This window comes from Streptomyces sp. NBC_00207, assembly GCF_045160965.1.
In the GTDB taxonomy this organism is placed as follows: Bacteria; Actinomycetota; Actinomycetes; order Streptomycetales; family Streptomycetaceae; genus Streptomyces.
The window spans coordinates 2,931,362-2,955,846 of record NZ_CP130715.1 but is presented as its reverse complement, the minus strand read 5'-3'; the positions used below and the strand labels follow the sequence as shown (position 1 = coordinate 2,955,846).

Annotated in this window: 27 protein-coding genes; 12 read left to right on the top strand and 15 right to left on the bottom strand. The window is 72.8% G+C overall.

Features of this window, described 5'->3' with window-relative positions; all coding sequences use genetic code 11:
- Positions 1-6: 6 nt before the first annotated feature.
- From OG472_RS14125 to OG472_RS14115, 3 genes are read right to left on the bottom strand one after another with little or no spacing between them, the layout of a single operon-like run.
- Entirely contained in the window at positions 7-546 is a 540-nt protein-coding gene (locus OG472_RS14125; RefSeq protein WP_405941507.1) for a pyridoxamine 5'-phosphate oxidase family protein, read from the bottom strand.
- Positions 547-582: 36 nt separating this feature from the next.
- The gene (locus tag OG472_RS14120; protein ID WP_401601115.1) at positions 583-1,311 is read right to left on the bottom strand and encodes a VWA domain-containing protein; all 729 of its coding nucleotides are present in this window, start codon (positions 1,309-1,311) and stop codon (positions 583-585) included.
- A 20-nt stretch (positions 1,312-1,331) separates the two neighbouring features.
- Positions 1,332-1,925, bottom strand: coding sequence for a PadR family transcriptional regulator (locus tag OG472_RS14115; RefSeq protein ID WP_401601114.1), 594 nt, complete (start codon positions 1,923-1,925; stop codon positions 1,332-1,334).
- A 192-nt stretch (positions 1,926-2,117) separates the two neighbouring features.
- Between OG472_RS14115 and OG472_RS14110 the strand changes: the two genes are divergently transcribed.
- Entirely contained in the window at positions 2,118-2,849 is a 732-nt protein-coding gene (locus OG472_RS14110; protein WP_405941506.1) for a glucose 1-dehydrogenase, read from the top strand.
- Entirely contained in the window at positions 2,846-3,817 is a 972-nt protein-coding gene (locus OG472_RS14105) for an alpha/beta hydrolase (protein WP_405941505.1), read from the top strand. The genes OG472_RS14110 and OG472_RS14105 overlap by 4 nt, the downstream gene beginning before the upstream one ends.
- Before the next feature lie 37 nt (positions 3,818-3,854).
- Here the strand turns inward: OG472_RS14105 and OG472_RS14100 are convergent, their stop codons facing one another.
- From OG472_RS14100 to OG472_RS14085, 4 genes are all read right to left on the bottom strand, one after another.
- Entirely contained in the window at positions 3,855-4,445 is a 591-nt protein-coding gene (locus tag OG472_RS14100; RefSeq protein ID WP_401601106.1) for a hypothetical protein, read from the bottom strand.
- Positions 4,442-6,250 carry an alpha/beta hydrolase gene (locus OG472_RS14095; RefSeq protein ID WP_401601103.1) on the bottom strand — a complete coding sequence of 603 codons (1,809 nt, stop codon included), beginning with the start codon at positions 6,248-6,250 and terminating at the stop codon, positions 4,442-4,444. Before OG472_RS14095 ends, OG472_RS14100 begins: the two co-directional genes overlap by 4 nt.
- The gene (locus tag OG472_RS14090; protein ID WP_405941504.1) at positions 6,247-6,684 is read right to left on the bottom strand and encodes a hypothetical protein; all 438 of its coding nucleotides are present in this window, start codon (positions 6,682-6,684) and stop codon (positions 6,247-6,249) included. Before OG472_RS14090 ends, OG472_RS14095 begins: the two co-directional genes overlap by 4 nt.
- 226 nt (positions 6,685-6,910) lie before the next feature.
- A complete protein-coding gene (locus OG472_RS14085) occupies positions 6,911-7,381 on the bottom strand; it encodes a hypothetical protein (RefSeq protein ID WP_405941503.1) in 471 nt (156 codons plus the stop codon).
- 54 nt (positions 7,382-7,435) lie between these two features.
- Between OG472_RS14085 and OG472_RS14080 the strand changes: the two genes are divergently transcribed.
- Positions 7,436-8,167: a class I SAM-dependent methyltransferase gene (locus OG472_RS14080; RefSeq protein WP_401601095.1), complete on the top strand. Its 732-nt coding sequence runs from the start codon at positions 7,436-7,438 to the stop codon at positions 8,165-8,167.
- On the opposite strand, the gene OG472_RS14075 is transcribed toward OG472_RS14080, so the two are convergent.
- From OG472_RS14075 to OG472_RS14065, 3 genes are read right to left on the bottom strand one after another with little or no spacing between them, the layout of a single operon-like run.
- Complete coding sequence (locus tag OG472_RS14075; RefSeq protein ID WP_405941502.1) at positions 8,148-9,170, bottom strand: acyl-CoA dehydrogenase family protein; 1,023 nt, start codon at positions 9,168-9,170, stop codon at positions 8,148-8,150. The genes OG472_RS14080 and OG472_RS14075 overlap by 20 nt on opposite strands.
- Positions 9,170-10,315 carry an acyl-CoA dehydrogenase family protein gene (locus OG472_RS14070; protein ID WP_405941501.1) on the bottom strand — a complete coding sequence of 382 codons (1,146 nt, stop codon included), beginning with the start codon at positions 10,313-10,315 and terminating at the stop codon, positions 9,170-9,172. Before OG472_RS14070 ends, OG472_RS14075 begins: the two co-directional genes overlap by 1 nt.
- On the bottom strand, positions 10,315-11,172 hold the full coding sequence (locus tag OG472_RS14065) for an enoyl-CoA hydratase (protein ID WP_401601087.1): 858 nt from the start codon (positions 11,170-11,172) through the stop codon (positions 10,315-10,317). Before OG472_RS14065 ends, OG472_RS14070 begins: the two co-directional genes overlap by 1 nt.
- A 211-nt stretch (positions 11,173-11,383) precedes the next feature.
- Between OG472_RS14065 and OG472_RS14060 the strand changes: the two genes are divergently transcribed.
- The 5 genes from OG472_RS14060 (at position 11,384) to OG472_RS14040 (ending at position 16,244) form a co-directional block, all read left to right on the top strand.
- Positions 11,384-12,166 carry an SDR family oxidoreductase gene (locus OG472_RS14060; protein WP_405829696.1) on the top strand — a complete coding sequence of 261 codons (783 nt, stop codon included), beginning with the start codon at positions 11,384-11,386 and terminating at the stop codon, positions 12,164-12,166.
- 15 nt (positions 12,167-12,181) lie between these two features.
- The gene (locus tag OG472_RS14055; RefSeq protein WP_405941500.1) at positions 12,182-12,820 is read left to right on the top strand and encodes a TetR/AcrR family transcriptional regulator; all 639 of its coding nucleotides are present in this window, start codon (positions 12,182-12,184) and stop codon (positions 12,818-12,820) included.
- 29 nt (positions 12,821-12,849) lie between these two features.
- A complete protein-coding gene (locus OG472_RS14050; protein ID WP_405829694.1) occupies positions 12,850-14,007 on the top strand; it encodes an acetyl-CoA C-acetyltransferase in 1,158 nt (385 codons plus the stop codon).
- Positions 14,008-14,254: 247 nt separating this feature from the next.
- On the top strand, positions 14,255-14,458 hold the full coding sequence (locus tag OG472_RS14045; protein WP_150520063.1) for a cold-shock protein: 204 nt from the start codon (positions 14,255-14,257) through the stop codon (positions 14,456-14,458).
- Positions 14,459-14,558: 100 nt separating this feature from the next.
- Positions 14,559-16,244 (top strand): DEAD/DEAH box helicase, encoded by a 1,686-nt coding sequence (locus OG472_RS14040; RefSeq protein ID WP_401601080.1) that lies wholly within the window; start codon positions 14,559-14,561, stop codon positions 16,242-16,244.
- Between the two features lie 80 nt (positions 16,245-16,324).
- Here the strand turns inward: OG472_RS14040 and OG472_RS14035 are convergent, their stop codons facing one another.
- From OG472_RS14035 to OG472_RS14015, 5 genes are read right to left on the bottom strand one after another with little or no spacing between them, the layout of a single operon-like run.
- Positions 16,325-17,260 carry a tyrosine-protein phosphatase gene (locus OG472_RS14035; protein ID WP_405941499.1) on the bottom strand — a complete coding sequence of 312 codons (936 nt, stop codon included), beginning with the start codon at positions 17,258-17,260 and terminating at the stop codon, positions 16,325-16,327.
- Positions 17,261-17,290: 30 nt separating this feature from the next.
- Positions 17,291-18,373 (bottom strand): NAD(P)H-dependent flavin oxidoreductase, encoded by a 1,083-nt coding sequence (locus OG472_RS14030; protein ID WP_405941498.1) that lies wholly within the window; start codon positions 18,371-18,373, stop codon positions 17,291-17,293.
- A 4-nt stretch (positions 18,374-18,377) separates the two neighbouring features.
- The gene (locus tag OG472_RS14025) at positions 18,378-19,124 is read right to left on the bottom strand and encodes a CoA-transferase subunit beta (protein ID WP_401601072.1); all 747 of its coding nucleotides are present in this window, start codon (positions 19,122-19,124) and stop codon (positions 18,378-18,380) included.
- On the bottom strand, positions 19,121-19,975 hold the full coding sequence (locus OG472_RS14020; protein ID WP_401601069.1) for a CoA transferase subunit A: 855 nt from the start codon (positions 19,973-19,975) through the stop codon (positions 19,121-19,123). Before OG472_RS14020 ends, OG472_RS14025 begins: the two co-directional genes overlap by 4 nt.
- Positions 19,972-20,721: an enoyl-CoA hydratase family protein gene (locus OG472_RS14015; protein ID WP_405941497.1), complete on the bottom strand. Its 750-nt coding sequence runs from the start codon at positions 20,719-20,721 to the stop codon at positions 19,972-19,974. The genes OG472_RS14020 and OG472_RS14015 overlap by 4 nt, the downstream gene beginning before the upstream one ends.
- 56 nt (positions 20,722-20,777) lie before the next feature.
- Between OG472_RS14015 and OG472_RS14010 the strand changes: the two genes are divergently transcribed.
- The 4 genes from OG472_RS14010 to OG472_RS13995 all read left to right on the top strand — a co-directional run bounded on the left by OG472_RS14010 (position 20,778) and on the right by OG472_RS13995 (position 24,468).
- A complete protein-coding gene (locus OG472_RS14010) occupies positions 20,778-21,542 on the top strand; it encodes an SDR family oxidoreductase (RefSeq protein ID WP_405941496.1) in 765 nt (254 codons plus the stop codon).
- Between the two features lies 1 nt (position 21,543).
- Positions 21,544-22,455 carry an SDR family oxidoreductase gene (locus OG472_RS14005; protein ID WP_405941495.1) on the top strand — a complete coding sequence of 304 codons (912 nt, stop codon included), beginning with the start codon at positions 21,544-21,546 and terminating at the stop codon, positions 22,453-22,455.
- An 82-nt stretch (positions 22,456-22,537) separates the two neighbouring features.
- On the top strand, positions 22,538-22,981 hold the full coding sequence (locus OG472_RS14000; protein ID WP_401601059.1) for a VOC family protein: 444 nt from the start codon (positions 22,538-22,540) through the stop codon (positions 22,979-22,981).
- Between the two features lie 224 nt (positions 22,982-23,205).
- Positions 23,206-24,468, top strand: a complete 1,263-nt coding sequence (locus tag OG472_RS13995) for a Gfo/Idh/MocA family protein (RefSeq protein WP_401601057.1) — start codon at positions 23,206-23,208, stop codon at positions 24,466-24,468.
- Positions 24,469-24,485 lie beyond the last annotated feature (17 nt).

Sequence of the window (24,485 nt, the reverse complement as noted above, 5' to 3'; positions counted from 1 at the left end):
ACCCGCTCAGCCGGCCGCCGCGCCCGGCGCCGAGTCGCCCGGCACCGGGTCCTCGCGCGGCGGCTCGTCGTCGTTGCCCCGGCGGACGGTGTGCGTGCCGCGCGCCGGGGTCCACGACCGCAGCACCAGGTCATCGCCCTCCACACCGATGTGGACGACCTCCGTCAGATCGGCGTAGAAGAGGTGGAAGGGGTGCGGGGTCTCCGTCTCCTCCGCGTACCGGTGCAGCTCGGGCGGGTCCACCAGCTCCACCGCCCGCCCGGAGATCCGTACGTCCCCGTCGGGCATCTCCTCGCCCTGGCCCGGATTGGTGTGCAGGGCGAAGCGCGGATCGTGCTGGAGGTCCCTGGCCTTCATCGAGCCCGCCATCATGCCCAGCCACAGCTCACCGCCGCGGATGTCGACATTCAGCCCGGACGCCCGGGGGGAACCGTCCTTGCGGAGCGTGGCCAGGACATGGTGCGGGTACTGCGCGAAGCGCGCCTGGACGGCCGCCGCGAACTCCGGCTCCGCCTTCTCGAAGACTGCCCAGCTGGTGTGCGTCATAGGTCCATGAAAGCGCGTGGCCCGGGCGGTCCCGGGTCAGGCGCGCACGATGCCTGCGCCGCGCGCCGCCGCCAGCCAGGCCGGGAACTCCCCGACCAGCCGGTCGTACAGTTCCGCGTCCGGGACGGTGCGCGGATCCAGGCCCGCGTGGAAATAGCCGGCGTTGTCCACCGGGCGACGGGACGGCACGGGCAGTTCGTCCAGCCGGCGCAGGAAGTCGAACTGCGTGCTGCGCGTGTTGCCGAAGCCGACGAACTGCCAGAAGAGCGGCAACCGGGCCGCCTTGCACAGGTACTTCTCGGCCGCGAGCTTGTTGATCGGCCCGCCGTCGGTCTGGAAGACGACGAGGGCCGGCTGCGTCGACCCCGAGTCCAGGTAGTGGTCGATCACCGCGTCCATCGCCGCGTGGTAGGCGGTCTTCCCCATGTGGCCGAGACGGGAGGCGATCTCGGTGACCTTCCCCTCGTGCCCGCCCAGGGGGATCTCCTCCACCGCGTCGACCTCCGTGGAGAAGAAGACCACCGGTACGCGGGCGTCGTCGTCCAGGTGCGCGGACAGGCCCAGCACCCGGTCGGCCAGGGCCTGCACACTGCCGTCCGCGTAGTACGGGCGCATCGACCCGGAGTAGTCCAGCACCAGGTAGACCGTCGCGCGCCCGCCCTCCATGCCGTACTTGCGCAGGGAGACCCCGGCGCTCTTGTACAGGCTCACGAGCGCCGGAGCCGTCTCCTCGACCTTGCGGAGGTCTATCGCACTGCCCGTCATGGGGCGAGGGTACGCCGTCCCTACGGCAGCTTGCCGGGCTTCCCGAGTTCGTCGAGCTCGCTGATGTCTTCGAGCATGCGCGCCGCGAGATCGCGCTCGGAGGCGTAGTACCGCTCGGCCCACTTGAGGGTGACGGCCGGGTACGCCCACGCCGCCCCGTCCTCGGCGCCCTCCGCGTCGGCCACCGCGCGGCGGCGCATCTGCTCCGCGAACTCCTGCTGCTGCAGGAGGACTTCGCGCATCTGCTCCGGCTCCAGCAGGTGGCCCAGCCACAGCCGCAGCATCGGCCCGTGCTTGAGGACGGGCGGGTCGACCGGGGTCTCGCGGGCCCATTCCCGTACGGCCGCCATGCCCTCGTCGGTGATCCGGTACACCCGCTTGTCGCGGGTCCCGGTGTCCTGGGCGACCATCCGCGAGGAGGCGTAGCCGGCCTTCTCCAGGCGCTTGAGCTCGCTGTAGATCTGGCTGAACGACGGGCTCCAGTAGAAGAACCGCAGCGACCAGTCCGACCACTTCTTCAGGTCGTAGCCGGAGAGCTCCTCTCCGAAGGAGAGCAGCCCGAGCACCGCCCAACTGGTCGTGGGGAGCGTGCGCCTGCTCGTCTCGTCTGCCACGCAGCGCAGTCTACGACCGGCACCCGCGGCGGCCTTCCCCCTGCGCAATATGACTGCTAGAAGTATGCCTATTAGGGATACATACGCCTGCGAACCTGCGGAGGCCCCGTGAAACTCTCGATGATCTTCGAGGTGCAGCTCGTCGACCCGACCCCGGTGCCCCCGCACTTCCGCGCGCTGGCGGGCTGAGCCGTGGGGGTCTCCCTCGACGGGAAGGTGGTCCTCGTCACCGGCGCCGGACGCGGCCAGGGCGCCGCCGGGGCCCGCCTGTTCGCCGAGGCGGGGGCGCGGGTGGTCGTCACGGACGTACGGGAGGACGAGGGCCGGGCGGTGGCCGCGGAACTCGGCGACCAGGGGCTGTACATCCGCCACGACGTGGCGGACGCGGCGAGCTGGGCGGCGGTGGTGACGGAGTCGGTCCGCGCCTTCGGCATGGTATCGGCCCTGGTCAACAATGCGGCCCTGTGGCGCACCGCCCATGTGGAACAGCAGACGCTCGACGAGTTCGAGGCCCTGCTGCGGGTCAACCTGCTGGGGCCGTTCCTCGGCATCCAGGCCGTGGCCCCGGTGCTGCGGGCGGGCGGCGGCGGCTCGGTCGTCAACATCTCCTCCACCGCCGGACTGGTCGGGATACCGGGCCACGCGGCCTACGGATCCACCAAGTTCGGGCTGCGCGGACTGACCCGGTCGGCGGCGCTCGACCTGGCCGGTGACCGGATCCGGGTCAACTCGGTGCACCCGGGGGCCATCGACACCCCGATGGTCGCGGGGGCGGTCGCCGGCCGGGACTGGTCGCACGTACCGCTGGGGCGGATGGGCCGCCCGGAAGAGGTCGGGGAGCTCGTCCTCTTCCTCTGCTCGGACGCGTCCTCGTACGTGACGGGCGCCGAGTTCACCGTGGACGGAGGGATGACGACGGCATGAGCGGCCACGGCACGGACGACTCCCGCACGTACGAAGGCGCCATGAGCCCCCACGGCATGGGCGACCCGCTGTCGCCGGCGGCCAGGCTGCTGTGTGACGCGATGACCGCGGGCTTCCCGGGGCCGGGCGACACGGCGGCGCTGCGGGCGGCGGCGGTGTCCGCCTGGCCGGGCCCGTCCGTGGCCTCGGTGTCCGACACGGCCGCGGGCGGGGTCCCGGTCCGGATCTACGATCCCGCGCCGGGCTCCCGGGACCGCCCCCTGGTCGTCTTCCTCCACGGCGGGGGCTGGGTGATGTGCGGCCTGGACACCCACGACGCGACCTGCCGCACCCTCGCGGCGGCCTCCGGCGCGGTGGTCGTCTCCGCGGACTACCGCCTCGCACCGGAACATCCCTGGCCGGCGGCGCCCGACGATGCGCTCACCGTCCTGCTGTGGGCCCGCGAGAAGGCGGCCGCACTCGGCTGCGACCCGGGCCGGGTGGTGGTGGCGGGGGACTCCAGCGGCGGCAACCTCGCAGCCGTGACCGCCCTGCGCGCGCCCGAACTCCTCGCGGGCCAGCTGCTGTTCTATCCGCCGCTGGACGCCTCGATGGGCTGCGCCTCGGTGGAGACGTACGCGGAGGGCTACTTCCACACCGCCGCCCACATGGCCTGGTACTGGGACCAGTACGGAGGGGACCCGCGGCACCCGCACGTCTCGCCCCTGTGTGCCCCCGACCTCTCGGGCCTGCCGCCCGCGCTGATCGTCCTCGCGGACTGCGACGTGCTGCGCGACGAGGGACTCGCCTACGCCCGCCGCCTCGCGGCGGCCGGCGTCGACTGCACGGTCCGGCTCCACCCGGGCGTCTTCCACGGCTTCCTGGGCCTGCCGCTGCCGGCCGGCGCGGCCGCGCTGCGGGCCGCGGCGCACTGGGTGGCTGGGCTCCCCGATCCGGCCCGGCCGACACACCGGCCCCCGGCCCCGTGATCACCTGCGCGGCCACGGGGCCCTCGTCCCGCCTCGGTCAGGACGAGGGGGTGGAGCCCGGCGCCGGGGTCGTGGCGGACCAGAAGTCGGAGCGGACGTTGGGGGTGGGGACCTGGCCCTCGTACGTGCGGCCGTTCGCCACCTTCGTGGGCGCCGCCACCTCAGACTCGCCCACGCAGGGGGTGGTGACCTCGAAGAAGGCCTGCCCCTCGTGGCCGAAGAGGACCACGATGCCGAAGCCGTCCGGGGAGGTGGCGTAGATCGCCGGCCTCTCCTTGCTCGGATTCACCGTCTTGATCCGATAGCCGCTCGCCTTCCAGAAACTCTCGACCACACCGAGGAAGTTGCCGCGGCGCTCGGGGGAGACGACCGTCATCACCGTCCAGTAGCGCGTCACGTCGCAGCTGCCGGTCGTCGTGTTGGCGTGGACCCATTCGATGTCCGGCTTGATCGCCCCGACCGTCGCGTAGAGCATCGCGTCGGCGCGCTCTGCCGCTCCCTGCATGTCCATGCCTGCCACTGTCCCTTCACCTTGCTTGGCGCCGTCCGAGGGCCCGCACCCGGCGAGCAGCGCGCCGGCCACGGCGATCGCACAGGCCAGGCGGGTAATCCGTGTGATGCGCTTCATCGATGCTTCTCCCTCACGATGTCCTCCGGACGTCCGCCGACGATCGTGGCGATGTTGTTCGCCGACACCTGGTCCTTCTCCGGAGTGAAGTACTGGGAGTGCGCGTCGAACCCTCCGCCCTCGACGATCATCCTGGGCCCGTCGTCGACCAGGAAGCGCTGTGCCCCGAAGGCCTTGCTCGCCGGGTCCTTGCCGAAGTACACGTCGTCGTTGCCGATGTCGAAGAGGTCGCGTCCGACGGCGACCCCCACCGGGCCTCCCAGTATGAATCCGAGCGCCGCCTCGTCCTTCGTGGGGAGGTGGGTGACCGGGTCGTTGTCGGCGGCGCCGACGAACACGTGGTCCTTGCCCACCCCGAGCTCCGTCGCCTTCTGCGCGTCCACGCCGGGGCTGCCGAGCAGGATCACGTCGTCGACGCCCGGGATCCCGCCGGACTGCTTGGCGGCCGTGCCCACCGTGAGCGAGCCGTAGGAATGCCCGATGGCCGTCACGTGCGGGTCCGCGTTCTCGTTCGTCGCCGAGAGGCCCGCCATGAACTGGTTGTACGCCGGGGCACCCCGCTGCGCGTCGCCCCTCGTCATCACGTCGATGTTCTGCGGGGCGTCGTAGCCCAGCCAGATGATCGAGGCACTGGACGGGTCCACGCGCTGGGCGCCGATGGCCGTGTCCTGGGCCCGCTTCATCGTGTCCTTGACGAACTCGTCGTTGAGCTTGGTACTGAGACCGGGGACGTACGCCGAGACGTTCTTGGAGGTGTCGGGATTGCCGTACGAGACGATCGCGCGTCCGTTGCCCTCGTCTCCGATGCCCAGGAGGAACATGGGCGGGTAGCTCGGCTTGTTCAGCTTGTCCTGGATCATGTGGAGGGCGTCGAGCTTGGTCTCCGCGTCGTCGCCGCCCCGGCGCGTCAGGTCGTCGATGAGGACCGGCAGGTAGTTGCGGTTCGCCTCGTCGCGGGCGACCGCCGGGATGCCGTCCAGGCTGCCGATCAGGTCCGGTGCGATCTCCAGGTACTCCTGGCGCTGTTCGTCGGTCAGGCCGTCCCACCACTGCTTGCGCTCGGCGGGGCTCTTGTCCTCCGGGACGCTCTCGCCGAGGTACATGCCGGCGGTGGAGCGGACGGAGGAGGTGTCCTGGAAGACGTCCTTCAGCGTGGCCTCGGTGACGTCCAGGCCCTTCTCCGCCTTCAGCCCGCCGAGGGTCTTCGCGTACCGGGCGTCGATCTCGTGCGCGGACCGTACGGCCCGGGCGACACGGTCGGCCACGTCCTGCGCCTTCGCCGCGTTCGGGTTCATCGGCTTGAAGCCCGAGTAGCCGGGGTACAGCGGCGACTGCCCCTGCGAGCCGAGGCCGGGCGGTTCCAGCGGGAGGCGGGAGCTGCCCTGGACCTTGCTGCCCGGGGCCTCCTTCTTCGCCCCGGTCAGGTCCTGGACCTCGGCGGCCGGGTAGCTGACCGAACCGTCCTCGTGGACGGTGAAGTTCAGGGCGGCGGCATCCGCGAGGGCCTGCTTCAACTGGTTCTGGGGCTCGGCGAGATCGCTGGCGAGCCCGTTGAGCGCGGTACGGACGAGCCCGCACTCGACGTGCAGGTACTGGAAGTTGCGGCTGAGGCGCTGGAGCCTGCCGAGGGCCGCCTCCGCCGACTCGCTCTCCTGGGTCTCGCGGAGCTTCGCGGACATCGCGCGGTCGACCCGTACGCGGTCGTGGTCGGAGCGGCCCGAGACCTCGTGCCACTTGTCGCCCGCCTCCGTGAACTCGGAGGTCTTGAGGTCGCGCAGCTGCTGCCAGGTGAGGGTTCCGGTCATCGCTTCTCATCCGCCTTGCTGCCGCCGACGCCCTTGAAGGACGTCTCGATCGCGGTATCCGTCTCGCCCATCTCCTTGGCGACCGTCAGCAGGGTGCCCTTGAGCTGCTCGCACTCGTCCCGCACCGCCTGAAGGCGTTCCTCCCAGGACGTCATCACGCTCTTGAGGGCCGCGACCGAGCTGAGACCGGCGGCTCCCGCCTCGACGCCCTCGTGCCCGGGGCCGAGCGCCGACCGGCTCGTCTCCGTGCTGGTGCGCAGGTCGGCGGCGGTGCTGGAGGCGCTGGTCCAGGGGCCGCTGGTGTAATTGATGCCGCCGCTCACACCCGCGTTGGTCCCGGGGCCCCCGGGGCCGGGGGCCGCGGAGGCGAGCCTCATCGCGGGCCCGCCGTCGGCCGGTCCGAACAGCTCCTGCCAGCGCTCCGAATAGGACACGGCTCCCCCGTCTACGTCTGCGTTCCGCTTCTGCGCCCCGAGAGAGTAACGCAGGCCGCGCACGCGTGTGCGATCGGGAACTGGTGCCGCACGGACGGCGCGGAGGCTCGCTGCGGTCCGGCCGCCGCGGGGCCCCGAGTGGTTCCGGGTCTCCTTCCCGGTGGCCGTCTTCGTCCCCGGCGCGCTCCGCCGCCGCCGCCTCCGCTCCCGATCCGGAAGCCGGTTGCTAGTCCTTGATGATGTAGGAGCAGCCCTTCGTGTTCTTGACGCCGTCGCTCTCCGCCACCTGCTTGCCGTCGACCTTGATGGTGCACGGGGCCTGCTGGAGCTTCCCGTCGGCGCCCGTGACCGTGCCCGGGACGACGTTCACCAGGTAGCCCACCTTCCGCTCGGCGGCGGTGAGTTCGGCGGTGCCCGACTTCGACCACGGCAGGGTCTGCTGCTCGAAGCCGCTGCCGATGCCGCTGTACATGACCGCCGTCTTGCCGGTGCCGCCGACCTCCAGCGTCACCTCGTGGGTCGCGCCGCCGGACTTGGCCGGCGGCGCGGACGGCGCGGACGAGGCGGGGGCCGGGGACGCCGCGGCGGGCTTGCCGCTGTCGACGGCCGGCTTCGAGGCGTCACTCCCGCAGCCGGTGAGGAGCACCGCCGCCGCGCACAGCGTCATCGCGGACATCGCGGTCTTCGTGCTTCGCATGTTCCTGATCCCTCGATCTTGTTGCTCGATTGCTTGATCGAAAACAATGGACGCATGACGACGCGCGCCCGTTCCTTCGATTCCGCAGCCGCTCTGTACGCCGCGAACCGGCCCGGCTACCCACCGGCCCTGTTCGACGCCCTCGAGGAGCTCGCCGGGCGGCCGCTCGCCGGGGCCCGCGTGGCCGACGTAGGGGCGGGGACCGGGATCGCCACGGCGCTGCTCCACGAGCGCGGGGCCGAGGTCCTCGCAGTGGAGCCCGGGGACGGGATGGCCGCCGAGTTCCGGCGGGCCAACCCCTCGATCCCGCTCGTGCGCGGGGACGGGGACCGGCTGCCGCTGGCGAGCGGCGCCTTCGACCTCCTCACCTACGCCCAGGCCTGGCACTGGACCGACCCGGCCCGCTCCGTCCCCGAGGCCCGCCGGGTGCTGCGCCCCGGCGGCGCCCTCGCCGTCTGGTGGAACGACAGCGACTCCGGCGTCCCGTGGATCGCCGAGCAGGAGGAGCGGCTGCGCGTCTTCTTCCGGGCCGCCGAGGGGGTGAACGGCTACCGCACCCTGCCGCAGGGGCTGGGCGAGTTCACCACGCGCACCCTGCGCTGGTCGCGCCGCATCACGCTCGACGCCCACCTCGCCAACCTCGCCAGCCACTCCGCCTTCCTGGTCCTCGGCGAGTCCGGCACCCGGGAGTACTTCGCCACGGAACGGGAGCTGCTGGCCCCGCTCTTCCCGGACGGCACCGTCGAGGAGCAGTACGTCGTGACCCTCAGCCTCGTGCGGGTGTGACGGGCACCCCCTCCCCGGCGCGCGACCGCAGGACCTCCGCCCGGCAGGCCGACGGCGTTCCCCACGCGTCCCGCAGCGGGCGGGCCTTGCGCAGCCACAGGGACAGGTCCAGCTCCTCCGTGTAGCCGACCGCGCCGTGCAGCTGGAGCGCCGTCATCGCCGCCCGGTGGCAGGCCTCGCCCGCCGACAGCTTCGCCGCCGCCACGTCCGGTGCGGCCGGCGACAGCGCCGCCGCCCACACCAGCGGGCGGGCGAACTCCAGGGCGAGCAGGGTGTCCGCCAGCCGGTGCTTCACCGCCTGGAAGGACCCGATCGGCGCGCCGAACTGGGTGCGCTGCTTCGCGTACTCCACCGTCCTGGCCAGCAGCGCCTCGCCCACGCCCAGACACTGGGCCGCCGTCAGCAGGCGCGCCCAGTGCAGGGCCTTCTGCGCCGCGGCCACCACCGCCGGGCCCGCGGCCAGCAGTTCGCCGTCCGGGGCCGGCCGGTACAGCCGCCGCGCCGGGTCCGTCGACGCCAGCAGCTCCCCGCGCCCGGCCGCCAGCCGCAGCTCGCCGGCCGGCGACACCGTGAAGCAGTGCGTCGCCGCGTCCGCGTCCAGGGCGTACGGGCCGCCGCCCGGCAGGGTCAGCGTCGCCGAGGTCGCGCCCGCGGCCAGACCCGGGACGAAGCGTTTCGCCAGCTCGTCGTCGAGGACGGTCCCCAGTTCCGAGAGGAGGACCGACGCGGCCGCGCTCTCCACCACCGGCCCCGGCACCCCCGCCCGCCCCAGCTCCACGAAGCCGAGCGACAGCTCCAGCGGGAGCAGCCCGAGGCCCTCGTACGGCTCCGGCGCGGCCAGCGCGAACAGGCCCGTCCCCGCGAGCCGGGACCACAGCGCCCGCCCCGGCCCGTGCTCACCGTCCGCCCAGGCCCGTACCGTCGCCGGGACCTGCGCCGAGCCCAGCAGGGAGCGCAGCGTACGGGCGAAGTCCGACTGCTCGTCGGTCGGCAGGAAGCGCATCAGCGGCGGCCCTTCGGCAGGCCGAGCAGCCGCTCGGCGATGATGTCGCGCTGGATCTCGTTCGTGCCCGCGTAGATCGGCCCGGCCAGGGAGAAGACCCACGGCTCGGCCCACTCGCCCTCCGCGAGCTCCGCGTCCGCGCCCAGCAGGTCCAGCGCCGTCTCGTGCAGGGCGATGTCGTACTCCGACCAGAACACCTTGTTCAGGCTGGACTCGGCGCCGATGGTCTCGCCCGCCGCGAACCGGGAGGCGTTGGCCCAGGTGAACAGCTCGTAGGCGCGCGCCCCGACCACCGCGTCCGCCACCCGGTCCCGCAGCGCGGTGTCGCAGGGGTCGCCCTGCGCGCGCCACAGCCCGGCCAGCCGGTCCGCCGCCGCGAGGAAGCGCCCGGGGGAGCGCAGGGTCAGCCCCCGCTCGTTGCCGGTCGTCGACATGGCGATCCGCCAGCCCTGTCCCGGCTCCCCGATCACGTCCCCGTCCGGTACGAAGACCCGGTCCAGGAAGAGCTCCGCGAAGGCCGGCTTGCCGTCGAGGCGGCCGATGGGCCGCACCGTCACCCCCGGCGCCCGCAGGTCGAACATCAGGTACGTCAGCCCCTGGTGCGGTTTCGGGGTGTCCGGGTCGGTGCGGAAGATGCCGAAGGCGCGGTCCGCGAAGGCCGCCCGCGAGGACCAGGTCTTCTGCCCGGACAGCAGCCAGCCGCCCTCCGTCCGCACCGCCCGCGACTTCAGCGAGGCCAGGTCCGAGCCCGACTCCGGCTCCGACCAGGCCTGCGCCCAGATCACCTCGCCGCTCGCCATCGACGGCAGCACCCGCGCCCGCTGCTCGGCCGTCGCGTGGTCGAAGAGGGTCGGCGCGAGGAGGTTGATGCCGTTCTGCGAGACCCGGCCGGGTGCGCCCGCCGCCCAGTACTCCTCCTCGAAGACCAGCCACTTCACGAGGTCGACGCCCCGGCCCCCGTACTCCTCGGGCCAGGACACCACCGACCAGCGGTCCGCGTACAGCAGCGCCTCCCACTCCCGGTGCGCCGCGAACCCCTCCTCCGTCTCCAGGGAGCGCAGCGGCCGCGCGGGGACGTGCCCGGCCAGCCAGGCGCGCGCCTCGGCCCGGAACTCCTCGACGTCCGGCGTGTGTACGAGCTCCATCAGCGGTTCGCCTCCTTCATCGCGGCGCCCTTCATGGCGGACGCGTCCATGCCGCCGAGGGGGTCCGCGGCCGTGTCCGCGTTGTGGGCGTGCGCCAGGTGGTGCAGGCCGAACACCGAGTCCATGCCGGTGTGCAGCCCCTGGAGGTCCTCGGCCTGGTTGACGGCCCGCTTGGTCAGGGCCAGCCCGAAGCCGGGCATCTCGGCGATCCGCAGGGCCAGCACGCCGGTGGCGTCCGCCAGCCCGGCCCGCTCCACGACCCGGTTGACCATGCCGACCTCGTACGCGCGCCGGGCGGGCATCCGGTCTCCCGTGTAGAGGAACTCCTTCGCGATGCGCGGCGGCATCGCCCAGGGGTGGGCGAAGTACTCGACGCCGGGGATGCCCATCCGTACGACCGGGTCCGCGAAGAATGCGTCCTCGCTCGCCACGATCAGGTCGCAGACCCAGGCCAGCATCAGCCCGCCCGCCACGCAGGCCCCGTGGACCGAGGCGATCACCGGCTTCGGCAGCTCCCGCCAGCGTCGGCACATGCCCAGGTACACCTCCGACTCGCGCGCGAAGCGGGAGTCGGCGCCCGCCCGGCCGCGGTGGTCCCACCACAGGCCGGCCCGCCGCTCGAAGGGGAGGTGGGCGTCGCGCTCGGGGGTGCCGATGTCGTGGCCCGCGGAGAAGTGCTCCCCGGCCCCCGCCAGGACGACCACCTTGACCTCGGGGTCGTCGGCGGCGCGGTAGAAGGCGTCGTCCAGGGCGTAGGTCATGGCGCTGTTCTGCGCGTTGCGGTAGCGGGGGCGGTTCATGGTCACGTACGCGACCGGGCCGCGCCGCTCGTACAGCACCACCGGGGCTTCGGGCATGCGGGATCCTTCCCTAACAAGTGTTTGGTAGGTTAACGTACGGCCGTGAGCAGCGTCGAGGAGTCGCGCACCGGGGTTCGGGGTCGGCTCGCCGACCGGCAGCGGCTCTTCCCCTCCTCCCGCGCCGACACGGGCCACGCGGCCTCGGACGGGATCCGGCGCACCCTCATCGCCGAGCGGATCCTCGGCCTTCCCAAGGAGGTACGGGAGCGTGAGCACCCCCGACTATGTCCCCGGGCACGGACTGCTGAAGGACCGCACCGCCGTCATCACCGCGGCCGCCGGGGCCGGCATCGGCGGGGCCACCGCCCGCCGCTTCCTGGAGGAGGGCGCCCGCATCGTCATCGGCGACGCCCACGCCCGCCGCCTGAAGGAGACCGAGGGCGCGCTCGCCGCAGAGTTCGGGGCGGACCGCGTCGCCTCCCTGCCCTGCGACGTCACCGACGAGGAGCAGGTCGCAGCCCTCTTCGCGCTCGCCGAACAGACCCACGGCCGCCTCGACGTCGTCGTCAACAACGCCGGACTCGGCGGCACCGCCGCCCTCGTCGACATGACCGACGAACAGTGGGGCAAGGTCCTCGACGTCACCCTGAACGGCACCTTCCGCTGCACGCGCGCCGCACTGCGCTCGTTCAAGGCGTCCGGCGCGGGCGGGGTCGTCGTCAACAACGCCTCCGTCGTCGGCTGGCGCGCACAGACCGGCCAGGCCCACTACGCCGCCGCCAAGGCCGGGGTGATGGCGCTGACCCGCTGCGCGGCCCTGGAGGCCGCGGAGTTCGGCGTACGGATCAACGCGGTCGCCCCGAGCCTGGCCATGCACCCGCACCTGGTGAAGGTCACCAGCGAGGAGCTGCTGGCCGAACTCACCGCCCGCGAGGCCTTCGGCCGTTACGCCGAGCCCTGGGAGGTCGCCAACGTCATCGTCTTCCTGGCCAGCGGCTATGCGTCGTACATGACGGGCGAGACCGTGTCGGTCAGCAGCCAGCACCCCTAGGCCGAGAATGGACGCGTGCCAACGAACCAGCCGAACCAGCCGACGCCCAAGAAGAAGCCGCAGGTGACGGCCTCGCCCGAGCGGCGCCGCGAACTCCTCGACACCGCCGCCGAGGTCTTCGCCGCGCAGGGGTACAACGCCACCACCGTCCGCAAGATCGCCGACGCCGCCGGCATGCTCGCCGGCAGCCTCTACTACCACTTCGATTCCAAGGAATCGATGCTCGACGAGATCCTCTCGGCCTTCCTCTCCGAACTCTGGCAGGGGTACGACACCGTCCTCGCCGCGGGCCTCGGCCCCAGGGAGACCATCGAGGCCCTCGTCACCGAGTCCTTCCGGGAGATCGACCGGCACCGCGCCGCCGTCGCGATCTACCAGAAGGAGTCCCGGACCCTCTCCGCGCAGCCCCGCTTCCACTACCTGTCCGACTCGCAGCAGAAGTTCGAGAAGGCCTGGCTGGGGACGCTGGAGCGGGGGGTCGCCGCCAAGGTCTTCCGCGCCGACCTCGACATCCGCCTCACCTACCGCTTCGTGCGCGACACGGTGTGGGTGGCGGCGTCCTGGTACCGGCCGGGCGGACAGCACAGCCCCGAGGAGATCGCCCGCCAGTACCTGTCGATGGTGCTGGACGGGATCGCCCTCCGCCCCACGTGACAGATCCGATCCCGATCCGAGGAGTCCCGATGCCCGAGGCCTACATAGTCGATGCGGTACGCACCCCCGTGGGGCGGCGCAAGGGCGGACTGTCCGCCGTCCACCCGGCCGACCTGGGCGCGCACGTCCTGAAGGCGCTGGTCGAGCGGTCCGGGGTGGACCCGGCCGCCGTGGAGGACGTGGTGTTCGGCTGCCTCGACACCGTGGGGCCGCAGGCCGGCGACATCGCGCGGACGGCCTGGCTGGCGGCGGGCCTCCCGGAGGAGGTGCCCGGGGTCACCGTCGACCGCCAGTGCGGGTCCTCGCAGCAGGCCGTGCACTTCGCGGCGCAGGGGGTGCTCTCCGGGACCCAGGACCTGGTTGTCGCGGGCGGCACCCAGAACATGTCGATGATCCCGATCGCCTTCGCCTCGCGGCAGGCGGCCGAGCCGCTGGGCCTCACCGAGGGCCCGTACGCGGGATCGGCGGGCTGGCGGGCCCGGTACGGGGACGCGCCGGTCAACCAGTTCCACGGCGCCCAGCTCATCGCGGAGAAGTGGGGCATCACCCGGCGGGACATGGAGGAGTTCGCCCTGCGCTCCCACCAGCGGGCGCTGCGTGCGATCGACGAAGGCCGGTTCACCCGGGAGACGGTGGCGTACGGGGACGTGACGGTGGACGAGGGCCCCCGCCGGGACACCACGCTGGAGAAGATGGCGGCCCTGCGGCCCGTCGTCGAGGGCGGCACGATCACTGCAGCCGTCTCCTCCCAGGTCTCGGACGGCGCGGCGGCCCTGCTGATCGCCTCCGAGCGGGCCGTACGGGAACACGGCCTGCGGCCGCGCGCCCGCATCCACCACCTCTCGGTCCGGGGCGAGGACCCGATCCGCATGCTGTCCGCGCCGATCCCGGCGACGGCGTACGCGCTGAAGAAGACCGGCATGTCGCTGGCCGACATCGACCTGGTGGAGATCAACGAGGCCTTCGCCCCGGTGGTGCTGGCCTGGCTGAAGGAGACCGGGGCCGACCCGGAGCGGGTCAACGTCAACGGCGGCGCGATCGCCCTGGGCCACCCCCTCGGCGCGACGGGCGTGAAGCTGATGACCACGCTCCTGCACGAGCTGGAACGCACGGGAGGGCGCTACGGCCTCCAGACGATGTGCGAGGGCGGCGGCCAGGCCAACGTGACGATCATCGAGCGGCTGTAGCCCGGGCCCGGCAGGGGCCCCGACACTCCCGGCGGGGCCGGGGCCCCGCCCGGGGTTTTCACACGGACGACGCAGGTCACACGCCTGCGGCCACATCCCCGCACGGAGGTGTGCTAGCTTAGAGCTCGTTGCAGTTGTGGTACCCATGAACTTTATGTGCGCCTGACGGGAATGTTCCTCAGGCGCTTTTATTGTTTTGCCGGAATCTCCGGATGGGGCCCTTTGCCGCCTATTCAGGAGATTCAAAATGGCACTTGGCACCGTGAAGTGGTTCAACTCGGAAAAGGGCTTCGGCTTCATCGAGCAGGACGGTGGCGGCCCGGACGTCTTCGCCCACTACTCGAACATCGCCACCCAGGGCTTCCGTGAGCTCCAGGAGGGCCAGCGCGTGTCCTTCGACGTCACCCAGGGCCAGAAGGGCCCCCAGGCGGAGAACATCCTCCCCGCCTAATTTCTTCAGCTCGCCGGGGTCCGCACCGTGAGGTGCGGGCCCCGGCTTGTCTGCTGTTTCGACCTTGTTGTACCTGCCGGTTTCAGGAGGGCATTTCCGCATGACCAGCTCCAGCTCCGCACGACCCAGCCGCCGCCCCACCCGGGGCCGAGGCGCGGCCCAGGGACGTCCGAAGGCTGGCGCGGGACGGCAGAAGTCCGCCCCCGTTGCCAGGCCCCAAGAATTCACCATGCCCGAACCGCTGACCCCGGCGCTCCCGCCGGTCGCCGCGTTCGAGGACATGGACATGCCCGAGGCGCTGCTGAAGACCCTCGCCGCCCAGGGCGTCACCGAGCCGTTCCCGATCCAGGCCGCGACGCTGCCGAACTCGCTCGCCGGCCGTGACCTGCTCGGCCGCGGCCGCACCGGCTCCGGCAAGACGCTGGCCTTCGGCCTGGCGCTGCTGGCCCGTACCGCCGGCCACCGCGCGCAGCCGAAGCAGCCGCTCGCCCTGGTCCTCGTACCGACCCGCGAGCTCGCGCAGCAGGTCACCGACGCCCTGGCCCCGTACGCCACGGCCGTCAACCTGCGCATCGCGACCGTCGTCGGCGGCATGTCGATCAACCGGCAGTCCGGCGCCCTGCGCCGCGGCGCCGAGGTGCTCGTCGCCACCCCCGGCCGTCTCAAGGACCTCATCGACCGCGGTGACGCCGACCTCTCGCAGGTGGGCATCACCGTCCTCGACGAGGCCGACCAGATGACCGACATGGGCTTCATGCCGCAGGTCACCGCGCTGCTCAAGCAGGTACGGGCCGACGGCCAGACCATGCTCTTCTCGGCGACCCTCGACAAGAACATCGACAAGCTCGTGAAGATGTTCCTGCACGACCCGGTCGCCTTCTCCGTCGACCCGTCCGCCGGCGCGGTCAGCACGATGGAGCACCACGTCCTGTACGTCATGGACGAGACCGACAAGAAGGCCGTGGCGACGCGTATAGCCGCTCGCGACGGCCGGGTGATCATGTTCGTGGACACCAAGCGCGGGGTCGACCGCATGGTCAAGAAGCTCCTCGCGGACGGCGTCCGCGCCTCCGGCCTGCACGGCGGCCGCTCCCAGCCGCAGCGCAACCGCACCCTGGACTGGTTCAAGACGGGCGAGGTCACCGCACTGGTGGCGACGAACGTCGCGGCGCGCGGCATCCACATCGACGACCTCGACCTCGTCGTCAACGTGGACCCGCCCACCGACCACAAGGACTACCTGCACCGCGGCGGCCGTACCGCCCGCGCCGGCGAGTCCGGCAGCGTGGTCACCCTCGTGCTGCCCGACCAGAAGCGGGACATGACCCGTCTGATGTCGGACGCCGGGATCTCCCCGCGCACCGCGCAGATCAAGTCCTCGGACGAGGAGCTGTCCCGGCTGACCGGCGCCAAGGAGCCCTCGGGCATCCCGGTGGTGCTGGACGTGCCGCAGCCGACCGCCCCGAAGCCGCGGAGCGGATCCGGATCCGGTTCGGGCTCCGGCTCGCGCCGCCGGTCGGGCGGGCCGCGCACCGGCTCCGCCACGGGCGGCGCCCCGGCGGCCGGCGGTCGCGGCCGTCGCTCCGGTGGCGGCGCTTCCGGACAGGCCCCGGCGGCCTCCGGGTCGGGCCAGGCCCGTCGCGGCGGCCAGGGCGGCGGCGGGGCCGCCGGCTCCGGCGAGCGCGGCCGGCGCACCGGTGGCGGCGCCGCCACCGGCGGTGCGGCCGCGGCTTCGGCGCGCAGCCGCGTCGGAACGGGCGGACAGGGTCGCCGCCGGGCGGTCTGACCGTACACAGTGACCACTACGCCGGGCAGTGCTTCTCGCACTGCCCGGCGTAGTGCTGTCCTGCCCCGCCCTGCCGTCCGCTAGCGGACCATCTTGTTCTGGAGCTTCGCCAGCGTCCGCAGGTCCAGGCCGAGGCCCTGCGTCAGGTAGCCGTAGAAGCTGCCGTAGTCGGCCTCCAGCTGCGCCGTCGCCGCGTCCAGGTAGTCCTGGCGGACCTCCTGGAGCGGGATCAGCAGGTCGGGGTTCTGCATGCGCCCCGACTGCTTGAGGCCCGCCCGCAGCCGGGCGTCGTAGGCGGCGCGGAAGGTGTTCGACGCCAGGTAGTCGCGCTCGGCGGTGTCCTCGGGGACGGCCAGCGCGCGCAGCAGGACGTAGCTCGTCCAGCCGGTCCGGTCCTTGCCGGAGGTGCAGTGGTAGAGGATCGGCCCCTGGGAGCCGTCCGCGATCTCCCGCAGGGTCGCCGCGAACTGCGCCCGGTTCTCGGGGCTGGTCACGAAGGTCCGGTAGATGTCGCGCATGTAGGCCTCGGCGCGGCCGCCGCCGAGCATCTGCTCCTGTGTGACGGGGTCGCCGCTGGCGATCGCGCCGACGAGGGTCCCGTAGAGGCCGAGGTCGCTGACCGGGCGCGAGGTGGGGGTGAGCCCGGGCGGCAGCCGGTCGGCGCCGTCGTACTGGAGCTCCATGGGGATGCGGAAATCGACGACCTTCGTGAGGCCGAGACCGGAGACGGTGGTGACGTCGGCGTCGGTCAGCTTGCTCAGTGCGTCGGAGCGGTAGACGAGCCCCTGGCGGACCTTGCCGCCGGTCCAGGTGCGGTAGCCGCCGATGTCACGGACGTTGACGGCGCCCTGGAGAGGGATCTGACGGATCGTTTCTTCTTGCAGGTGGGACTGGTGGTGCCGGGCGCTGACCCCGGCTCCGGGCGCCGCCGCCGCGTACGCGGAGGCGGGCAGGGTCCCGATGGCGAGAGCGGCGGCGGCCGCCGCGGTCGCCAGGCGGATTCGGGCACGGCTCATGGAGGCGACTCCTGTGACGGAGAAGGGGGATCACCCTGGTGGTGGCAGGGTGCGGAGCGAGTGCAGTGCTTCGAGTGATTCCAGTGCCTGTTGTGCTTCGGCCATGACGCGGGAGACGAGCTCCGCGCAGGACGGGAGGTCGTCGATCACCCCCGCGACCTGGCCCGATGCCATGACGCCGAGGTCCGTACGGCCCTCGACCATGGACGCCTTGAGGAGCATCGGGGTGTTCGCGGCGAGGAGGACCTGGCTCCAGGACAGGTCCTTGCCGTGTTTCATCGCGAGGCCGTCGCGGACCATCTGCGGCCAGCTCAGACCGGACAGCTTCCGGAAGCCGGCCGCGTGCCGGACCGCCCGGGCCAGTGCCCGCGTGCGGCCCGCCCGCTCCAGGGAGTCGACCAGCGCGGTGCGCAGCATCCGGTGCGGCAGCCCGTCCACGGCGGTGGTGACCGTGACGTCCTTGACGGTGGCCTTCAGGTACTCGGCCTTCACGGCGTCCGGGACCGTGGAGTCCGAGGTCAGCAGGAAACGGGTGCCCATGGCGATGCCAGCGGCCCCGTACGACAGGGCCGCGACCAGGCCGCGGCCGTCGCTGAAGCCGCCCGCCGCGACCACCGGGATGTCCACGGCGTCCACCACCTGGGGCAGCAGCACGGTCGTGGCCACGTCCCCGGTGTGGCCGCCGCCCTCGCCGCCCTGGACGATCACCGCGTCGGCGCCCCAGGCCGCGACCTTCTCGGCGTGCCGCCGGGCCCCGATCGACGGGATGACGACCACGCCCGCATCCTTGAGCCGCCCGATCAGCTCCTTGGAGGGCGCGAGCGCGAAGGAGGCGACCCGCACCCCCTCGTCGATGATCAGCTGGGCGCGCTCGGCCGCGTCCCCGGCGTCCGCGCGCAGATTGACCCCGAAGGGGGTCCCGTCCGGGACGCGGGACCTGACCTCGCGGACCGCGGACCGCAGCTGGTCCACGGTCATCGTCGCCGAGGCCAGGATCCCGAGCGCTCCCGCGTTCGCCGCGCCCGACACCAGGCGGGGGCCGGCGACCCAGCCCATGCCGGTCTGCGCGATCGGGTGCTCGACCCCGACCAGCCTGGTGAATGCCGTCTCCATCGGATCAGCCCCGCACTTCGCGCTCGCGCAGCCCCTTGGGGTCGATCACCTCGCGGATCAGCCGCAGCTCCTCCGCCGTCGGCTCCCGCGTGTACGGGACCTCCTCGGCGGCGGCCAGCTCGAACCCGGTGGCCGCCCGGACCTCCCCGACGGTGACCCCGGGGTGCACGGAGACCAGCCGCATCGCGTGGCCGGGGCCGCCGAAGTCGAAGACGCCGAGATCGCTGACCACCCGGGGGAGGCGGTGGAAGCGGGTCACCCCGGCCGCCTCGGCGCGGTCGTAGCCGACCCCGCTGACCATGTCCACGCGCTCGACGAAGACCCGGGTGGAGTGCTTGGGGATCCAGTAACTCACCGGATTGTTCAGGGTGTTGGCGGGTGCGCCGCGCACCCCGAGGAGCTGGCGGGCCGGCCGTTCCCAGTCGCCGATGCAGGAGATGTTCTGGTTGCCGTAGCGGTCGATCTGGCTGGCGCCCATCATCACGTGCCGCCTGCCGCCGGTGACCATGGTCAGGTGGCGCCGGTACGGGAGCCAGCCCTCGGGCGTGCCGTCGAGGCCGACGAGCAGGGCCTCGCCGTCGGTCAGGAGCAGGTCGGGGGAGAAGGTCCGCTTCGCGAGCCGGGCCCCGAAGGAGGGGATCAGGCCCATCGGGCTGGCGAGGACCTCGCCGTTGCCGCGCCAGGCCTCGGCGCAGGCGATCACGCAGTATTCGGCGCGGGTGACGGTCGCGGTGGTCGGCGTGGTGGTCACGGCTGCTGCTCCTCGTGCCAGGTCCGGACGGCGGACTGGTAGTCGTGCTCGCCCGCCCCGGAGAGGAAGCGTGTCGAGAACTCGGGCCAGGGGGTGGTCGCGTAGAGCTTCTGGAAGGGCTCGTCGCGGCCGTAGTCGGGGACGCAGGAGGTGAAGTGCGCGCCGTTCGGGGTCTCCACGACGCCGGTCACGGAGTGGCGGCTGACGAGCAGGGACTGAGGGGGGCCGGCCTTGGCGAGCTCGGCGGTCTCGACGAGCTGCTCGCAGGAGACGTAGGCGGCGTCGGCGGCCTCGCAGAACAGGTCGTCGAAGTACGGGTCCGGACCCAGGTACTGGGCGTTGCCGAGCCGGTCGGCCCGGTTCAGGTGGACCAGGGCGGCGTCCATGCGCAGGGCGGGGACGGCGACGAGCTCCTCGCCGTCGGCGTAGGGGGAGGTGACCGTGCGCAGCTCCGGGTTGACCCGCATCACGTCGGAGCCGAGGCCGGCGCGGACGGGGAGGAAGGGGAGCCGGTTGGCGGCGGCGTGCAGGCCCCACATGAACATGGCCTCGTCGAGCTCGGTGAGGGTGAAGGCGGCGCGCTCGCGGGCGGCCCGGAAGTGCGGCTCCAGCGGGATGGAGTCGAGGGTGGCGAAGGGGGCGACGAGGCGGCGGATGCGGCCGGCGGCGGCCAGCAGGCCGACGTCGGGGCCGCCGTACGAGATCACGGTGAGATCGGTGATCTCGGAGCGGAGCAGTGCCCGCACCAGGGCCATGGGCTTGCGCCGGGATCCCCAGCCGCCGATGCCGATGGTCATCCCGCTGCGCAGCTGTCCGACCACCTCCTCGGGGGTCATGGACTTGTCGGTCATGAGCGCTCTCCCTTCCCGAAGGCGTCGCGGACCCGGTCGGCCACTCCGCTGAGGTTGGCCTCGAAGGTGAAGCCCTGCTCGAAGCGGTAGCTGCGGCGCACGTCCACGGGGTCGATGCCGTTGATGGCCGCCTTGGCCAGCCGGATCAGGTAGCCGTCCTTGCGCGCGATCTCGGCGGCCAGTTCCAGGGCGGCGGCGCGCAGTTCGCCCGGCGGGACCACCTTCCAGACCGAGCCGTGCGCGTGGAGTTCGGCGGCGGTGGCGGTGCGCGAGGTGTAGTACAGCGCGCGCATCAGGTGCTGGGGGACCAGCCGGGCCAGGTGGGTGGCGGCGCCGAGCGCGCCCCGGTCGAGCTCGGGCAGGCCGAAGGTCGCGTCGTCGGAGGCGACGATCGTGTCGGCGTTGCCGACGAGGCCGATGCCGCCGCCCAGGCAGAAGCCGTTCACGGCCGCGACGACCGGTACCTCGCACTCGTAGACGGCGGCGAAGGCCTCGTAACAGCCCCGGTTGGCGCCGATGAGGGCGGTGTGCCCGGTGTCGCGCTGCATCTCCTTGATGTCGACCCCGGCGTTGAAGCCGCGGCCCTCGGCGGCGAGGACTACGCAGCGGACCTCGGGGTCGCGGCCGGCGGCGCGGAGGGCGTCGGCGAGGTCGTACCAGCCCTGCACGGGCAGCGCGTTGACGGGCGGGAAGTCGACTGTGACGAGTGCGATGCCCTTGTCCGGGCTGGAGGTGGAGACACCCATGAGCGGATCAGCTACCTTTCCACCAAACATTTGTTAGGTGAGGAAGGTAGCAGCCCATGGAGCTCGACGGGAGGGTTGTCGTCGTCACCGGGGGAACGCGGGGCGTCGGCGCCGGAATCGCCCGGTCGTTCCTCGCGGCCGGCGCGGAGGTCGCCGTCTGCGCCCGGCGGCCCCCGGAGGAACCGGTCTCGGCGGACGGCCGCAAAGCCGCCTACACCGCCGTCGACCTGCGCAATCCCGCCGCCGTGCAGGACTTCTTCGGCGTGGTCGCCGGACGGTACGGGCGCCTCGACTGCCTGGTCAACAACGCGGGCGGCACCCCGTACCGGCTGCTGGGCGAGGGGGAGGCGGAACGCCACGCACGGGTCGTCGAGCTGAACCTGGTGGCGCCGATGACGGCCTCCCTGGCGGCGTACCCGTGGCTGCGGGAGACCCGCGGCTCGGTGGTGATGATCGGCAGCGTCAGCGGCACCCGGCCCTCGCCGGGGACGGCGGCGTACGGGGCCGCGAAGGCCGGCCTGGAGAACCTGGCCCGGTCCATGGCCGTGGAATGGGCGCCCGAGGTACGGGTGAACTCGCTGGTCCTGGGCATGGTGCGGACCGAGCTGGCGCACCTGCACTACGGGGACGAGGCCGGGGTCGCGGCCGTGGCCGCGACCGTGCCGCTCGGGCGGCTGGCGCAGCCCTCGGACGTGGGCGAGGCGGCCGTGTTCCTGGCCTCCGGCCGGGCGGCGTACGTGAGCGGGGCGAGCCTGCTGGTGCACGGCGGCGGGGAACGCCCGGCGTTTCTGGATGCGGCAACTGTGAACAAGGAGAGCTGAGATGGCGGGACTGTGCGAAGGCCGGGTCGTGATCGTGACGGGTGCGGGGCGGGGGCTGGGCCGGGCCCATGCGCTCGCCTTCGCGGCCGAGGGGGCGCGGGTCGTCGTCAACGACCTGGGGGTGGGGCTGGACGGGCTGCCGGGGCCGGACGGTCCGGCGGCGCAGGTCGTCGCCGAGATCGGGGCGCTGGGCGGGGAGGCGGTGGCGCACGGCGGGGACATCGCGACCTCCGAGGGCGCGGCCTCCCTCGTGGAGACGGCGCTCGGCGCGTTCGGGCGCCTCGACACCCTGGTCAACAACGCCGGGTTCCTGCGGGACCGGATGCTGGTCAACCTGGACGAGGACGACTGGGACGCGGTCATGCGGGCCCACCTGAAGGGGCACTTCCTGCCGCTGCGGGCGGCGGCCGCGTGGTGGCGTGCGGAGGCGAAGGCCGGCCGGCAGGCGGCGGCCCGGGTGGTCAACACCTCCTCCGGGGCCGGGCTGCTGGGTTCGGTCGGCCAGGGCAACTACAGCGCGGCCAAGGCCGGGATCCTCGGCCTCACGATGGTCGCGGCGGCGGAGATGGGCCGGTACGGGGTCCAGGTCAACGCGATCGCCCCGGCGGCCCGGACCCGGATGACGGAGCAGACCTTCGCGCAGACCATGGCCGCCCCGGCGGAGGGCGGCTTCGACGCGATGGCCCCGGAGAACGTGTCCCCGCTGGTGGTGTGGCTGGGCTCCGACGCCTCGACCGGGGTCACGGGCCGGGTCTTCGAGACGGAGGGCGGCCGGATCACCGTGATGGAGGGCTGGCGGCCCGGCCCCACGGCCGACCGCGACTCCCGCTGGACCCCCGCGGAGGCGGGCGAGGCCACCCTGAAACTCCTCGCCGCGGCGCAGGCTCCGCTGCCGGTGTACGGCGCGCGGTAGCGGCCCGGGTCCGGTCCCGGGAGCCGGGCCGGAGGCTAAGGTTCCTGGTCCGGGACACGAGCCGAAGGGACACGAACCGACGATGGCCGTCACGCCGACCCCGCAGAAGATCACCACGTTTCTGATGTTCGAGGGGCGGGCCGAGGAAGCCATGGGCTTCTACGTCTCGCTGTTCGACGACGCGGAGGTGCTCGCCATCAGCCGCTACGGCCCCGACGAGACCGGGCCCGGGGCCGGGCCCGAGGGAACCGTGCGGCACGCGACCTTCTCCCTGGCCGGACAGCAGTTGATGTGCATCGACAGCCCGGCCCAGCACGCGTTCGGCTTCACGCCCGCGGTGTCGCTGTACGTCCAGTGCGAGGACGAGGCCGAGATCGACCGCCTCTACGGCGCGCTCGCCGAGCAGGGCCAGGAGCTGATGCCCCTGGGCTCGTACGGATTCAGCCACCGGTTCGGCTGGGTGAACGACCGCTTCGGCGTCTCCTGGCAGCTGAACGTCGCGGCCCCGCCCAGCGCGGCCGGGTGACGGACCGGGCTCAGGAGCCGGCGCCGCCCGGGCGGGGCCGGTCCAGGCCGAGGGCTGCCCTGGCCGAGAGCTGCGTCCCGGCCTGCCGGGCCCTGCCGCTCGGCCCCGCGGTGCGGATCGCGCACGGGTGAAGGGGGGTGTCGGGCAGGACCTGCGGCCGCTAGCTTCTCCGGGGAAAGCGCTTGCTGCGCGCGGCAATCGGTTCGGGAAGCGGGGCTGGGCCCATGTCCGACACCATCACGCTCGCCGTCGTCGGGGCGGGGGAGCGGGGGAGGGGCTACGCCGGATGGGCCCTGGCCCACCCGGAGCGGGCCCGGGTGGTCGCGGTCGCCGAACCGCGCGCGCCCCGGCGGGAGCGGCTCGCCGCCGCCCACGGCATCGACGCCCGCCACGTGCTCGGCGACTGGCGGGAGCTGGCCGCCCTCGGGCGGATCGCGGACGCGGTGCTCGTCTGCACCCTGGACCGCGACCACCTGGAGCCGGTCCTCGCGTTCGCCGCGCTCGGCTACCACATCATGCTGGAGAAGCCGATGGCCCTCACCGAGGACGAGTGCCGGCGCATCGTCGACGCCGTCGAGCGGGCGGGCGTCATCCTCTCCGTCGGGCACGTCCTGCGCTACACGCCCTACACGCAGACCCTCAAGGACGTCGTCGACTCCGGCCGCATCGGCGACATCGTGAGCGTCCAGCACCTGGAGCCGGTCGGCTTCTGGCACCAGGCCCACTCGTTCGTACGGGGCAACTGGCGGCGCGCCGACGAGGCGACGACCATGCTGATGGCCAAGTCCTGCCACGACCTGGACTGGCTCCAGTACGTGCTGGGGCGCCCGCCCGTACGGGTCTCCAGCTTCGGCCGGCTCTCTCACTTCCGGCCCGAGAACAGGCCGCCGGGCGCGGCGGACCGCTGCCTGGACTGTGCGGTCGAGCCGGACTGCCCGTACTCCGCCGTGCGCGAGTACGGCGAACGGCTGGCCGACGGCCGCCACCGCTGGCCGCTGAGCGTGCTGATCGACGAGTTCACCCCGCGGGCCCTGGAGACCGCACTGCGGGAGGGGCCGTACGGGCGGTGCGTGTACGCGTGCGACAACGACGTCGTCGACCACCAGGTGGTGGCCATGGAGTTCGACTCCGGGGCGACGGCCACCTTCACCATGACCGCTTTCACCGAGCAGGCGGACCGCCACACGCGGATCTTCGGAACCCGCGGCGAACTGCGGGGCGACGGCCGCAGCATCACGGTCTACGACTTCCTGACCCGCGCCGGGGAGCAGATCGCCATCGGCGGGGGCGGGCCGATGGACGCCGCGGGCGGGCACGGCGGCGGGGACGCCGGCCTCATGGACGCCTTCGTCGCCGCCGTCGCCACCGGAGATCCGGGCCTGGTCAGGTCCGGCCCCCGGGAGTCGCTCACCAGCCACCTGACCGTCCTGGCCGCCGAACGGGCCCGCTGCTCCGGCACGGTGGAGCCCGTCGGGCCGCCGGCCTAGGGGGGCACAACGAAGCG

Excerpts from the sequence above, each read along its gene's own strand:
- OG472_RS14125 (WP_405941507.1), bottom strand. The coding sequence starts at position 546 with ATGACGCACACCAGCTGGGCAGTCTTCGAGAAGGCGGAGCCGGAGTTC.
- OG472_RS14120 (WP_401601115.1), bottom strand. The coding sequence starts at position 1,311 with ATGACGGGCAGTGCGATAGACCTCCGCAAGGTCGAGGAGACGGCTCCG.
- OG472_RS14105 (WP_405941505.1), top strand. The coding sequence starts at position 2,846 with ATGAGCGGCCACGGCACGGACGACTCCCGCACGTACGAAGGCGCCATG.
- OG472_RS14100 (WP_401601106.1), bottom strand. The coding sequence starts at position 4,445 with ATGAAGCGCATCACACGGATTACCCGCCTGGCCTGTGCGATCGCCGTG.
- OG472_RS14095 (WP_401601103.1), bottom strand. The coding sequence starts at position 6,250 with ATGACCGGAACCCTCACCTGGCAGCAGCTGCGCGACCTCAAGACCTCC.
- OG472_RS14085 (WP_405941503.1), bottom strand. The coding sequence starts at position 7,381 with ATGCGAAGCACGAAGACCGCGATGTCCGCGATGACGCTGTGCGCGGCG.
- OG472_RS14080 (WP_401601095.1), top strand. The coding sequence starts at position 7,436 with ATGACGACGCGCGCCCGTTCCTTCGATTCCGCAGCCGCTCTGTACGCC.
- OG472_RS14075 (WP_405941502.1), bottom strand. The coding sequence starts at position 9,170 with ATGCGCTTCCTGCCGACCGACGAGCAGTCGGACTTCGCCCGTACGCTG.
- OG472_RS14070 (WP_405941501.1), bottom strand. The coding sequence starts at position 10,315 with ATGGAGCTCGTACACACGCCGGACGTCGAGGAGTTCCGGGCCGAGGCG.
- OG472_RS14065 (WP_401601087.1), bottom strand. The coding sequence starts at position 11,172 with ATGCCCGAAGCCCCGGTGGTGCTGTACGAGCGGCGCGGCCCGGTCGCG.
- OG472_RS14050 (WP_405829694.1), top strand. The coding sequence starts at position 12,850 with ATGCCCGAGGCCTACATAGTCGATGCGGTACGCACCCCCGTGGGGCGG.
- OG472_RS14045 (WP_150520063.1), top strand. The coding sequence starts at position 14,255 with ATGGCACTTGGCACCGTGAAGTGGTTCAACTCGGAAAAGGGCTTCGGC.
- OG472_RS14040 (WP_401601080.1), top strand. The coding sequence starts at position 14,559 with ATGACCAGCTCCAGCTCCGCACGACCCAGCCGCCGCCCCACCCGGGGC.
- OG472_RS14035 (WP_405941499.1), bottom strand. The coding sequence starts at position 17,260 with ATGAGCCGTGCCCGAATCCGCCTGGCGACCGCGGCGGCCGCCGCCGCT.
- OG472_RS14030 (WP_405941498.1), bottom strand. The coding sequence starts at position 18,373 with ATGGAGACGGCATTCACCAGGCTGGTCGGGGTCGAGCACCCGATCGCG.
- OG472_RS14020 (WP_401601069.1), bottom strand. The coding sequence starts at position 19,975 with ATGACCGACAAGTCCATGACCCCCGAGGAGGTGGTCGGACAGCTGCGC.
- OG472_RS14015 (WP_405941497.1), bottom strand. The coding sequence starts at position 20,721 with ATGGGTGTCTCCACCTCCAGCCCGGACAAGGGCATCGCACTCGTCACA.
- OG472_RS14010 (WP_405941496.1), top strand. The coding sequence starts at position 20,778 with ATGGAGCTCGACGGGAGGGTTGTCGTCGTCACCGGGGGAACGCGGGGC.
- OG472_RS14005 (WP_405941495.1), top strand. The coding sequence starts at position 21,544 with ATGGCGGGACTGTGCGAAGGCCGGGTCGTGATCGTGACGGGTGCGGGG.
- OG472_RS14000 (WP_401601059.1), top strand. The coding sequence starts at position 22,538 with ATGGCCGTCACGCCGACCCCGCAGAAGATCACCACGTTTCTGATGTTC.
- OG472_RS13995 (WP_401601057.1), top strand. The coding sequence starts at position 23,206 with ATGTCCGACACCATCACGCTCGCCGTCGTCGGGGCGGGGGAGCGGGGG.